The sequence below is a fragment of the Kiritimatiellia bacterium genome (genome assembly GCA_025054615.1).
Classification (GTDB): Bacteria; Verrucomicrobiota; Kiritimatiellia; order CAIVKH01; family CAIVKH01; genus JANWZO01.
Genome location: JANWZO010000007.1, coordinates 48298 through 61459, shown reverse-complemented (window position 1 = coordinate 61459; position 13162 = coordinate 48298). Strand labels below are relative to the sequence as shown.

General features: G+C 58.6%; 9 protein-coding genes. 6 read left to right on the top strand and 3 right to left on the bottom strand.

Features of this window, described 5'->3' with window-relative positions; genetic code table 11:
- Positions 1–25 precede the first annotated feature (25 nt).
- Both NZ740_04925 and NZ740_04920 read left to right on the top strand, forming a co-directional pair.
- Positions 26–2110: a hypothetical protein gene (locus tag NZ740_04925; GenBank protein ID MCS6771351.1), complete on the top strand. Its 2085-nt coding sequence runs from the start codon at positions 26–28 to the stop codon at positions 2108–2110.
- Positions 2107–4653, top strand: a complete 2547-nt coding sequence (locus tag NZ740_04920; protein MCS6771350.1) for a hypothetical protein — start codon at positions 2107–2109, stop codon at positions 4651–4653. Before NZ740_04925 ends, NZ740_04920 begins: the two co-directional genes overlap by 4 nt.
- Before the next feature lie 120 nt (positions 4654–4773).
- Here the strand turns inward: NZ740_04920 and NZ740_04915 are convergent, their stop codons facing one another.
- Entirely contained in the window at positions 4774–6069 is a 1296-nt protein-coding gene (locus NZ740_04915; protein MCS6771349.1) for an L-serine ammonia-lyase, read from the bottom strand.
- A gap of 226 nt (positions 6070–6295) precedes the next feature.
- On the opposite strand from NZ740_04915, the gene NZ740_04910 reads away from it, so the two are divergent.
- Genes NZ740_04910 through NZ740_04895 form a run of 4 tightly spaced genes read left to right on the top strand, consistent with a single transcriptional unit; the run spans position 6296 to position 10952 of the window.
- On the top strand, positions 6296–7048 hold the full coding sequence (locus NZ740_04910) for a gamma-glutamyl-gamma-aminobutyrate hydrolase family protein (GenBank protein MCS6771348.1): 753 nt from the start codon (positions 6296–6298) through the stop codon (positions 7046–7048).
- The gene (locus tag NZ740_04905) at positions 7045–8157 is read left to right on the top strand and encodes an iron-containing alcohol dehydrogenase (GenBank protein MCS6771347.1); all 1113 of its coding nucleotides are present in this window, start codon (positions 7045–7047) and stop codon (positions 8155–8157) included. The genes NZ740_04910 and NZ740_04905 overlap by 4 nt, the downstream gene beginning before the upstream one ends.
- Positions 8141–9577: an aldehyde dehydrogenase family protein gene (locus NZ740_04900; GenBank protein ID MCS6771346.1), complete on the top strand. Its 1437-nt coding sequence runs from the start codon at positions 8141–8143 to the stop codon at positions 9575–9577. Before NZ740_04905 ends, NZ740_04900 begins: the two co-directional genes overlap by 17 nt.
- A 10-nt stretch (positions 9578–9587) precedes the next feature.
- Complete coding sequence (locus NZ740_04895) at positions 9588–10952, top strand: glutamine synthetase family protein (protein MCS6771345.1); 1365 nt, start codon at positions 9588–9590, stop codon at positions 10950–10952.
- 305 nt (positions 10953–11257) lie between these two features.
- On the opposite strand, the gene NZ740_04890 is transcribed toward NZ740_04895, so the two are convergent.
- A complete protein-coding gene (locus tag NZ740_04890; protein MCS6771344.1) occupies positions 11258–12583 on the bottom strand; it encodes a TRAP transporter large permease subunit in 1326 nt (441 codons plus the stop codon).
- The gene (locus NZ740_04885) at positions 12580–13143 is read right to left on the bottom strand and encodes a TRAP transporter small permease subunit (protein MCS6771343.1); all 564 of its coding nucleotides are present in this window, start codon (positions 13141–13143) and stop codon (positions 12580–12582) included. Before NZ740_04885 ends, NZ740_04890 begins: the two co-directional genes overlap by 4 nt.
- Between the last annotated feature and the right edge of the window lie 19 nt (positions 13144–13162).

Genomic DNA, 13162 nt, shown 5'->3' with positions numbered 1-13162 from the left:
TCGCGGAGCGTAAACTGCAAACGCGGTGGCCTTCGATTACTTCCATCATAGGGGACTCCGCGCGATATGGAGCTGCCCGCGCAAGACGTTTGCCGCCTATGCCGCCCTGCTTCTTCTCGCGGCAGGGGCAGGCGGCTACTTGCGTTTTGTCAACGCGTCGATCAGTCTTCGCGTGCTCCAACCGAGTTCTGATGAAAGCATCTCCGCATTAATGGCGCGTGAGATCCGGGAGGGTGCGCGACCGCTGTTGTTCCATGCGCAGCCCTATCTTTTCCCGGTGGAATCCTATCTCATCGCCCCGTTCGCGCATTTGCTGACGCCCGACGCCCAAGGCGCCCGAATTCCCCTGCTCGCCCTTCAAACTGTGGGTCTCGCGGTGAGCGTGTGGCTCGCTGTCCGACTCTTGCCCGACCTGCATTCTCGCGCCGCCGCCTTGCTGCTGATTCTGGTGCCCTCCCCCTACGTGCTGATGGTGCAAAGCATGTATTGCATGCCTGGCTATGCCTTTCTAATGGCAGCCGGCTTCAGCGTGATCGCGCTCGGGCTGCTCGCGGAGCGGATGCCCAGGCTGGGGTGCGCCATGATGGGACTTCTTGGCGGGATCGGCTTTTCGGCTCATCAATTGTTTGCGGTCTATGTGGCTCCGTCCGCCGTAGTGGCCTTTCTCCGCGTACCGCTCCGTCGACTGGCCGGCGCCATTTGCGCTTTTGTACTGGGTTTGTGCGTAGGACTGATCCCTTATGCAGCCGCCAAATGGACGCAGCCGGGCGCGCACCAAGCGGTTGAACAGAAGCGTTCCTGGTCCAGCGCCCTGAAATGGATCTGGGAACCGACTTTGTCCCACACGCTACCTGCGGCGCTCGGATGGCGCCTGTGCCCGTTCCCAGACCAGCCGGTCCTCTCCGGAGGCCACGATTGGCTTGCGCGCACCCATGGGCCAGCCCTCGCGTTACTCCTACTGCTTTTCCCGGCATTGCGGATCCGCTCTGCGCTTCGAACGCATGGCGCCGGAAGAGAAGGGCTGAGCGCCCGCGACTTGCCGTGGCTCGTGTTCGCGGCAAATCTCGCTATATTTGCGGCGTCTGAACGGGCAACGAGCAGCAGTTTCCGTTATCTGTTACCGGCGGCGACGATGTTCCCTTATCTGGTCGGCGAGGTCGTCGCTCGGACGCGTCGCATGCGGCTAATAGTTGTATTAGCTGCTCTAGCGCTAACCACATCGAATGCAGCAGGGGCCATTCGCCTTAATCGGATCTGGCAGCATCCGACATTTCCCGCTGAACGCGCTTCCATCCCTGACCTCGTCCCCGCGCTCAACACCTTGCGCGAACTCGGCATTCGACGCGCTGTTGCCTCCTTTGGAGCCGCGTATCGAATCCACTGGCAGTCCGGCGGCGAGATCCCGTGCGCCCAACCTCAGAATGAACGTTTTCCCAACTGGCCAATTCCTTATGTGGAGCAGGTCTGGGATGGCCAGCCGCTGGCCTATGTGTTGACCGATCGGATCCGATTTTTGAAACCGGAAGTGTTTGAACGACATCTAAATCTGCATGGAGTCACTTCTCAAATCGCAACGGCAGGGGAATTTCGAATTTATTATGATTTCCACGGCGGCGGATATGACCCGGCCGAACGGAAAATCAATTCGCGCCGAATACGGGTCCACGCTAGCGCGAGCTCAGAGTCCGCTTTTGAGCTGGTTGATGGTGACCTCTCAACAGAGTGGACCACGCCCCATCTGATGAAGGGAGACGAGTGCCTGGCTGTCGAATGGGGCCGGCCTTTTGAGCTCAGTCGACTTGTCTTAGTTCAAGGACGCCATAGGAATGATATCCCATTTGCATATCGCATCCTTTGCCTAGCGCCCGATTCGCGGGAGGGAAACGAGACCATCGTGCCCGCCCGGCTTGACAAGTTCGAATTGGTTTGGGGCCGGCCCCGGTATGGACGCGCCGTGCAGTCGATTCCTTTACATCGCGTACGCGCCACGGGAATCCGCATCGAAATCGCGGAGCCGCAAACCAATCGAAATTGGACGGTTGCTGAAATCGAAGTATACGTGAGACCGGCAGAGGGCGACGGAATTATTACTGATTGGATCGATCAATGAACACCTTGAAAACCCTTTTCGCGTCTTTGCTGCTCACCGCTCTCGTGTGGGCCGCCATCTCGTGGCCGCTACCCGAATACTTCGGCGACGCGATTCCGGCGGGCGCGATGAAGCGGCACAATCTGGATCATCAGATCGTCCACATGTTTCCCGGCGATCACCTGCAATTCCTTTACTACATGTGGTTGTTCAGCGATTTCCTCGCCGGGCAGACGCCCTTTTTTTACAATGTCTACGAGTTCAACACGGGGGATGACGCGCAGCGGTGGAGACCGGGCTCATATTATGTGCCCTACTCGCTGGCCTTTTCGATTTTCTACGGACTCGGAAATCGCGCCGTCGCTTGGAATGCTACCTGCTTTCTCGCCCTGTGGGTGGCTTGCTTTTTCACGTGGCGGCTCGCCCGCCGGTATACGGCTTCCGACGGAATCGCGCTGACGGCCGCGCTTATGCCACTCCTACTGCCCTACATGTGGATTCAACTGTTTGGGGGCAGCCCCGCCGGGTTGGGCATGAGCTTTATCCCGATGCTGCTGTACGGATTGGACATCGCCGTACGGGAAAGCCGATCGGTCGGAGGCTGGCTGGCGGGGCTCGCCATTTTGTTCGCAGGAACCACGGACACCCACGCCATTTTCTTCAGCGTGTGGATCACTCCCTGTTGGTGCTTGGTCGCGTTTACGCAACGGCCCGGTTTCGCATGGCGGAGTTTTCCGGAGTGGCGGAAGCTTGTTCTGGCGCTGGTTCCCGTTGCATTGCTGGCTCTCGTCGCGCTCGCGCAGACCAAACTGGGAACGCGGCACATTCAGCAAACGCAAGCGGCGGGAGGCCGACGAATCCAGGAGGTCGCTCTGTTCTCGCCTAAGGCCGAAGGACTTTGGTCGTGGCAGGATTTGGTCGTCTCAAGCCACATTTATTTTGGCTATCTAGCGACAGCGGTTCTCGCCCTTGGCGTCGGTGTGGCCATTTGGACCGCGTTTCGTAAGCGCGATGCGGAATCAATTCGAAGAGCGGTCCTCATGGTTCTCATCGCACTTGGTATCACGGGCATCATTTTGCTGGCCCTCGGACCTTTCAGCCCGTGGGAGGGCCGCTTCTTCACCGCGGCACGGAAATTCATCCCGGGTTACAAGATGATCCGCCAGCCGGCGAAGATTTACCTGCTGCTGCCTTCGTTGATGGCGGTCGGCATCGCGGCTGTACTTCAGCTCGGCTGGGATTCATTTAGGCAAAAATTTCGTTGGGTCATCGCGGCCATCGCGGCCGGGCTTGCAATTGAATATTACTTCCAGACCAAGCCGCTATTGAGCCTGGTTGACCATCGGAACGGGGCCTATGCGTCCGTTGCGGCGGATGCAGAGAGCCGCGCTCGAAAACCTCGCGCGATCATTTTGCCCATATGGCCGGGCGATTCGCATTACGCCTCCGTATACCAATATTATGCGTCGTTATATCGAATACGCATGATCAACGGGTATCGCCCGTTTGTGCCGCAGGATTATGTCCGAGACGTTTTTGAGCGATACCGCTCCCTCAACCTCGGACACGCGACGGACGAGCAGTTGGATCACCTGATCAGCCGAGGAATTGGTTACATCCTTCTGCATGAAGACATGTATCCGGAAAAAGTGGCGCCCTTCCCGGTGACAACGGCCCTCCAAGCCCTGTTGACCCATCCCCGGCTGGAATTGCTTGAGCAGGATGGTCCAGTTTGGGCATTTCGTATTCTGCCTACAGCAGAAGTTCGATCCATCACCCTCCCTGATTGGTCGATCCATTTCCCGGCGCGTCGGATCGAAGCCGAGCGTCAACAGCCGTCGACAGCCCCGACCGAAAATGATCCCGATGCGTCAAACAAAGCATTCGCGATCCTGGAGGCAGATCACCGCATCGACATTTCGCCAATCTCAACTCGCCATCTTCCCGAGATGAGATGGCTGATCCGATGCCGTGGCCACGGCATTTTGCGAATCGACCGCCTGATCGGGGGCTCGTCTATCGGGAGCGTGGACGCCTCCGTCGACTGGCCAGCGTGGAGGTGGATCGAAGTGGACGCGGGACAGTTTGAAGGCGCGGCCCTCATTTCCGCCTCTCTCGACGCAGCCGAGGGGAGAGTCGACGTCGATACGCTGCTCCTCACCGCCGGCTCGTGGAAGCTGCTCGAACCCGGCGAATCGCTTACCCTTCCCGCGCCCATCTTCTTTCACGCCGGACACATTGACGTGCAGTCTGGCAGCGTGGTCTTTATTCCGGAGCGCGACCGGCGCGGCATCGTCTTTTACGGACCGAAGCTGCCCCTGGCGCCGGGGCATTACGAGGTGCGAATCGAGTCTGAGACGGACTCGAATCTCTCGGGAATCGGGGGCATCTGGATCGCAGCCTGTCCGGAAGGGCAGGAAATCGGGCGAGCCGAAATGCGTCAGGATCCGACCACATCCTTCACGGTCCGCGTTCCATCAAATCAGCCCTTCCTGCTGGCGTTTGATTATCGCGGGGAAGGCCGAGTGGCGCTCCGCCAAATTCGGCTAACGAGGCTGGAATAAACAGCGAGCGTTCTTGGGGCGGGATTTTGTTCCGGCTTCATGCCCGGCCATCGTGAAATCACGATCGCCTGCCCGCGAAAGGTCGCGGTTTTGTTCGAGCTAGGAATGCTCGGATCGGCTTCAGCACTTCACATGCGACTCGTCAACGAGGACCTTGGCAAGGCCGCCCTGAGCCGTCTCCTTGTACCGCGCGTGCATGTTCAGGCCGATCTCGCGCATCGCCGCGATCGCCTGGTCGAGCGAGATACGGTGAGTGCCATCGCTATTCAGCGACAAAGTCGCCGCATGGAGGGCCTTTACGGCGCCCATCACATTTCGTTCGATACACGGAATCTGGACGAGGCCCCCTACAGGGTCGCAGGTCATCCCGAGGTGGTGTTCGAGCGCGATCTCGGCGGCCATTTCCACCTGAGCCGGGGTTCCGCCGAACATTTCCGTCAAGCCGCCTGCCGCCATGGCCGAGGCCGAGCCTACCTCGCCCTGGCAACCCATCTCGGCGCCGGACAGCGAAGCGTGGAGTTTGATCAACCCAGCGATCAGCGCCGCCGTCAAGAGACCCCGGGCGATTTGTTCACTGGTGAACCCATAGGCATCCTGGCAGGCCGCAAAGGAAGCGGGCACAACACCCGCTGCGCCATTGGTGGGCGCCGTAACGACTGTACCGCCTGCCGCATTCTCTTCATTCACGGCGAGCGCGTAGGCGTGCACGCGCAATTCCATGGGATCACGAAGCGGGACCGAGGACCCGGCCTGCTCAAGTAACCGCCGGTAGGCGGCGGGCGCGCGCCGCCGCACATTGAGCGGGCCCGGCAGGAGCCCCTCGGTCGAAATGCCTCGCTGAATGCACTCCCGCATGGTTTTCCAGATAGTCTCGAGTTTCGCGAAAACCTCTTCACGAGAAAGCGCCTCATTCGCGAGTTGAATGTCCGACCATTTCAATCCCTTTTCGGCGCAAATCTGCAAAATTTCCGCGGCGGAACTCACGCGGAACACTGGCCTCGCTGGCACAAACGGATAATCTCGGACACGCGATCCATCCGGCATCACCTGTTCAACCAGCCCACCGCCGACGGAGACATAGCGCTGTTCCAGAAGGGTACGCCCTTCAGCGTCTTGAGCGATGAGGTCCAACGTATTCGGATGAGGCAGATTCGGAGTATCCGGCAACCATTCAATATCCCGATCCGGCTGAAACACATCCGCCGGTAACACGCGGGCAAGCGCACGGTCGGTGGCATGCCCTCGGCCTGTCGCGCCTAGTGAACCGTGCAGGCGAACGCGGATTCTGGACGGCGCGCCATTTTTCGAAAGCGCCTCGAGGAAAAGCTGAGCGCAGCGCATGGGTCCCATCGTATGGGACGACGATGGCCCAATCCCGATTTTGAAGATGTCGAAGACGCTGGTTTCAACGATCACAAGAAAAATCTACCCCGTATCTAAACGGCCATCAACGCCGAGGTGGCCGATTAGCCAGCGTTGATGCTTTCTCATGGTCAAAATCTAGGTTCCTACATGATGGCGGCACCTGAGCCGAGGTGAGCACATATTCTTGCTCTATTTAGTTTACGACGCGGTGTGTCGGAACCGCTTGTCACTTTCAGATTCTTGCGACGGGAAAAAATTTTGATACAGTCCGCGCCCTATGCCGTCACCGACTCGACGCACCATCATCATTATTGATGCTGTCGAATGGTCACCTGCTTACCCGAACCCTCATCCGTTGCGCAATGTTGGAGAATGGTTTGCACGGTTTTTGCGCGGCCTGCCGGAACTCGAGCCGGTCGTCGTGCCCGCCGGAGAGGATGTGGCCGAGGCCGTATTCAGACCGAGCACGGCGGGCGTCATTATCAGCGGCTCGCCACGAGACGCTTGGGCGCGCGACCGCTTCAACGAGCGCTTGGTGGACGTGATTTTGCGTTGCGAACAGGCTCGAATTCCATTCTTGGGGGTCTGCTATGGTCACCAACTGCTCGGCGTCGCCCTCGGAGCAAAGGTCGGGCGCGATCCGGCCGGCGTCGAACTCGGAAACACCACCATCGAATTGACACCCGAGGGGCGGCTCGATCCATTATTCGAGGGCGTCCCCCTCTCATTTGAAGCCATGGAGAGCCATCAAGACTCGGTTCAAACAATGCCCGCGGGCGCAACGCTTCTTGCGAGCGGACGCCAAACTCCCATTCAGGCTTTCCGTTACGGCGATGTTCTGCGAGGAGTTCAATTCCATCCCGAGCATGACCCAGATATCCTCCGCTTCATCTGGGAGCCCCGTCGGCAGACGTGGCGGGATCGATGCGACTTCGACATCGATGAACGGCTGTCCGAGCTTCGGCCCACCCCAGAAGGACCGAAAATCCTGAAAAATTTCGCCAATCTGTGTAGGAAATTCTCTTCATGAAAGCATCGTTTTCTTTTCCCACATCGATTCTCTTCGGACCTGGCGCCCTACTGGAGCTTCCGGCGCGCCTGGAGCGCCTCGGGATGCGCCAGCCTCTTGTGGTTACTGACGCAGGCTTGATTCGAACGGAGGCCTATCGAAGATTCGACGAAATTAATCGGGGCCGCTATCCCGTGTTCAGCGGCGTTCAACCGAATCCCGCCGAATCCGATGTGGAGGCCGCTTTTGCCGCGTATCGGGACCATCGCTGTGACGGAGTGATTGCGCTCGGAGGCGGAAGTGCGCTCGATGTTGGGAAGGTGATACGATTGCGAATTAAGCGTCCCGACAAAACTCTCTCCGAATTCGATTTTAATGCGGATTGGAGCGGGCTTCCGCCGTGCGTGACCATTCCGACTACGGCAGGTACAGGCAGCGAGGTCGGCCGGAGTTCTGTGATCATCCTTAACGGCAAAAAGGTAGTCATCTTCCATCCTTCGCTGCTGGCCAGTCTGGCCATCCTGGACCCGGAACTGACTGTCGGTCTGCCGCCGCGGCTTACGGCAGCGACAGGCGCGGATGCTCTAACGCATTGCATCGAATCATTCACATCTCCGGTGTATCACCCCCTCTGCGATGGCATCGCGCTGGAAGGGATTCGAATCATCCACAACGCTCTTCCCCGCGCGGTGAAGAATGGCGCCGATATCGAGGCGCGAGGCGAAATGTTGGTGGCGGCGATGATGGGCGGGATTGCCTTCCAGAAGGATCTGGGCGCGACCCATGCCCTGGCGCATCCTCTCTCGAGCCTTTGCGGGCTGCACCACGGCACCGCCAACGCCCTTTGCCTGCCCCACGTGATGGCCTTCAACGCCCGGCGCAAACCCGGCCTGTACCGCCGAGTCGGGATCGCGCTGGATTTGCCCCAACCGTCCGACTCCGCGGTGATTGACCGCATCCGGGGCTTGCTGGAGGACATTGGGCTCGGCGGCGGGTTGCGCGCACAGGGCGTGCAGGAGAGCCAATTGGACGAGCTCGCGGACCAGGCTTTTGCCGATTCATGCCACCTGACCAATCCAGTACCGGTAACTCGAGAGGATCTTCGCAAACTCTATGAGCAAGCCATGTGAAACACGATTGATCATCGACGGCCAGTTCGTCGATGGCGAAAAAGGGGCAGTTACACCGCTCACGAATCCCGCAACCGAGGAAACCTGGTGCGAGATCGCCGCTGCGGAGGTTTCCGATGTAGATCGCGCGGTCCGCGGAGCCCAGCGTGCGTTTGAGGCGGGGTGGCGAGACCTCGCGCCCGGCAAACGGGCTGAAATTCTCTTCCGCATCGCCCGATTGATCCGGGAGAACGCGGAAGAGTTGGCGCAACTCGAGACTCGGAATATTGGAAAGCCCATCTCCGACTCTCGTGACGAGGTCCTTCTGGGCGCGAGAATTTTCGAGTATTACGCTGGCGCGATCGCTCTCTTCTATGGCCAGACCATTCCGGTGGCCCGAGGCGGTTTTGACTTCACCCTGCGCCAGCCGATGGGCGTCGTGGCGGCCATCGTTCCTTGGAACTTCCCATTCCCCATCACCGCGTGGAAGGTCGCTCCCGCCCTCGCGGCAGGGAATGCGGTTGTACTCAAGCCGGCCACCCTTTCACCGGTTACCGCGCTCCGGCTCGGCGCGCTGGCCCTTGAGGCAGGCTTGCCTCCGGGCGTTTTGCAGGTCATCGCCGGTCCCGGCGCGAGGCTGGGCGAAGCATTGGTTCAGCATCCGCTGGTGCGGAAGATTTCGTTCACCGGCTCCACGGAGGTGGGGGCGCGAATCCTGCAGATGTCTGCCCCGGACATCAAGCGCGTGTCGCTCGAGCTGGGGGGCAAATCTCCGAACATCATTTTTGCGGATGCGGACCTGGATCAGGCGGCCTCGACCTCGCCGATGAGCGTTTTTGCCAATTGCGGACAGGATTGCTGCGCACGAAGCCGAATTTTCGTCGAACGAAAAGTCTTTGATGAGTTTGTCCATAAATTCATAGCGGCCACGCGGCGTATTGCCGTAGGCGATCCATCGAAACCCGAAACCCAGGTGGGACCGATGGTCTCGGCGAACCAGCGAGAATCCGTTGAGGGCTTCCTAAAGCGTGCGCGGTCCGCTGGCCGATCGATTGCCTGCGGCGGAGATCGCCCTTACGAAAAGGGATATTACTTGAGTCCTGCGCTCGTACTGGGTTGCGAGACCACGGATGAAATCTGGCGAGAGGAGGTGTTTGGCCCCGTGGTCTGCGTAAGGCCGTTCGATGACGAGGAAACGATGCTCCGCGAGGTCAATGAGTCCTATTATGGACTCAGCGGCTCGCTTTGGACGAATGATCTCAAACGCGCCATCCGCGTCGCGAAACGCGTTGAAAGCGGCGTCTTGAGCGTGAACTGTCACTCAAGTGTTCACGTGGAGGCCCCATTCGGCGGGTTCAAACGAAGCGGCATCGGCCGCGACCTCGGCATGGCCGCCATGGAGGGGTATACGGAACTGAAAAACGTCTATATTTCACTTTGATACTGAAGTCATGAAGAAATCCGCATCTGATCCCATCGGCTGGCTGAAAAAAAAGATCGAGAGCGGCGAAATCGACACCGTCGCCGTTGCCTTCCCTGACGTGCTGGGGCGTTTGATGGGCAAGCGCGCCACGGGTCATTACTTCCTCGAACACATCCTCGATGGCGGCACCCACGGCTGCAATTACCTGCTGGTCGTCAACATGGAAATGGACCCTGTCGATGGTTTCAAGTTGGCGAATTGGGACAAGGGCTTCGGTGATTTCTCGATGGTTCCTGACCCCGCTTCTGCGCGGCCGCTACCCTGGCAGACGGGAACCGCCCTCGTACTCTGCGACCTCTACCATCACGACGGGAAATTGGTTGAAGAAGCCCCGCGCTCGGTTTTGCGCCGGCAAATCGAACGGCTCGCGTCCCATTCGCTATCCTGCAAGGCCGCGAGCGAACTCGAATTTTTCCTCTTCAACCAAACTTACCAAAGCGCCAAGGCGGGCGGATACGCCGCGCTGGCCCCCTCTAGCGAATACCGAATCGACTACCACATTTTGCAGCCGGGGCGCGACGAAGAGATTTTTCGCGAAATGCGCCTCATGTTGGAATCGGCCGGAATCGCCGTGGAAACAACTAAGGGCGAATGGGGATGCGGCCAACACGAATTGAATATTTTGTATGATGATCCCCTGCCGATGGCCGACAAACACATCATCCTCAAGCTCTGCGTTAAGGAAATCGCGGCCCGGCATGGAAAGTGCGTCACCTTTATGCCGAAATACAACAGCAAAGAGGCCGGCAGCAGTTGTCACATCCACATCAGCATCTGGAAGGACGGAAAAAACCTCTTCTGGGATTCCAAGCGAAACGAAGGCTCAAAGTTTTTCAGACAGTTCCTCGGAGGCTTGCTGAAGTACACGCCGGAGCTGTCCTATTTCATGGCGCCGACTGTCAACGCCTACAAACGCTATCAGCCAATGAGCTGGGCGCCGACGAAGATGGTCTGGGCGATGGACAATCGAACGGCCGGGTTCCGTGTGGTCGGCCACGGGTCATCCTATCGAATCGAAAACCGGATGCCCGGCGCCGACGCAAACCCGTATCTTGCCTTTGCCGCGATGATCATTGCCGGAATGGCGGGCGTCGAAGAAGACCTCGATTGTGGAGAGGTGTATCAGGGCAACGCGTACACCGACAAGAATCTCAAAGCCCTTCCCAAAACCCTTCGCGAAGCTGCCGACCTCCTCGACAAGAGTCGACTGGCCAGGTCGGTCCTCGGGGATGCTGTGGTTGATTTTTACGTTCATACCGCCCACAGCGAAATGGACGCCTACGAAAGCGCCGTGACCGATTGGGAACGCGCTCGATATTTCGAGCAAATTTAGGCGCTCAAAGCGTTTTAATCTATCGAACGTTCATTGTCGAAGTGTGCCGCCCATCTGCAGGCGGCGCATATACTGTCGTAGGCGGGTTTACCCGCTCAAATTTGATTAGCCGCTGAGGAATAAACCAGCAGGGTCCTCTGATCATGACTCATGACTCGCGAACAGCAGCGGGCTGGCCGACCACGTCGGCGAATCAAAGTCTAGTTCCGTCGGGTGCGGAGCCCCCTCCACAAGGCTAACGGCAGACGATCTCTTTCGACTGCGGTCGGCGGCTACGACCTGCGATCAGACCTCCGATGATCCGGTCATCGGCTGAAATACCACTTCGGAAGCGCCGTCGCGATTTCGGGCACGAACAGGATAATGATCAGGGCCAGAATCATCACCAGAACAAACGGTATGATGGACATATAGATGTCCCGCAGCGTGATTTCCGGCGGCGCCATGCTGCGCATCAAGAAAAGGTTGTAGCCGAACGGCGGCGTCAGATAGGCGACCTGACAGGTGATCGTGTACAAGATGCCATACCAGACCGGGTCGAATCCGAGCTTGCGAATCAAAGGCACATAAAGCGGCGCCACAATCACCAGCATGGCCGTATCATCGAGGAAAATTCCCATCAAAAGGAAACTAGCCTGCATCAACGCCACTATTGCAAGCGGGTGCAGGTGCCATTGCCCGACAAACAGATTCTCCAGGGCCTTGCCGGCGCCCAATCCGTCAAACACGGTTGAAAACAACAGGGCCGATTGGATGATCCACATAAAGACGCAACTGACACCCAACGATTTCCGGGTGACCTCAACGAGCGTCTTCCACTTGAGTTTTCCTCGTGCCCAGGCGGCGAGGATCGTGGAGAGCATCCCGATCCCGGAAGACTCGACCAGGCTGGTGACGCCGCCCAGAAAGAGCAGAACCATGACCGCGAAAATGAGCATCGGGATGATGCCGGCGCGGAGGAGCTTGATCCGCTCTACCCATGGGATGGCAGCGAGCTCCTCGCGCGACATGGGCGGGCCCATCTTGGGATTGATCCAGCAACGGATCACAATGTAGAGAATAAAGAGAAATGCCATGAGCAGCCCCGGCAACACGCCGGCAAACCACAGGTGCCCGACAGGAACGCGGGCGATCATCCCGTACAACACCAGCACGACGCTCGGCGGAACAATAATCCCTAGCGTGCTGCCCGCCTGAATGACTCCGGTGACCATCCGCTTGTCATAGCCGTGGCGCAACATCTCCGGAAGTGCGATGGTCGCGCCAATCGCCAAACCTGCCACACTCAAGCCATTGATAGCGGAGATCAGGACCATCATTGCGATGGTCCCGATTGCCAAGCCGCCGGGCAAGCGGCCGGACCAGACGTAAAACATGCGGTATAGGTCGCTGGCGATCCCCGTTTCGGCGAACATGTACCCCATGAAAATGAACATGGGCAGCGTGAGAAGGGGGTACCAGTTCAATGTGGTGATCGCCGCATCAAAGGGCATGGACGCGGTTTGAGGGCCCCAGAGCAGCAACGCCGAGGCGATGCCCACAAATCCGATGACGCCAAAAAAGCGCTGGCCGGTCGCCAGAAGGGCGAGCATCGTGGTGAACATGAAGAGGGCAATTTGTTCGTAGCTCATTCGATCGACCTCCCGAGCGCGCGGGCCAGATCGCGAAAGAACGTTGCGATGACCTGAAGCAGCATCAGCCCGATGCCCACAGACATGATGACCTTGATCGGCGTCATGGGCGGCGCCCACGCGGAAAAATTCACCTGCTTGTGCGTCCAGGCCCAGTGCGTATTGCTGACCGCGCCCGTAAACAGAAAGAATAGATAAAAGATCACGCAAAGTCCGGTGATGCTATCAATGATCGCCTTCCCACGGGGCGAGAGCCGATTGTAAAACAAGTCCATCCGAACGTGGTAGTTGTCCTGTTCAGAAAGAGCGCCACCGAGGAGGTAATAGGCCGTCATCGTAAACATCGCCATTTCCACGCTCCAGATGTGCGAGACTCCAAAAAGCAGTCTCGCAATCGAAGACTCCACCAGGATCCCTAACAGGACGAAGGTTAGGAACATCGCAACAACTCCGGCACCCTTCCCCAAGGCGTCTACGATTCGGACGTACCAACAGATCACGGCCGGCATGCGCTTCACACCCTTAGGGGATGGCGGATGCTCGGGATAGGTCATGCTCATATGTCGATTCTCAGGCTCT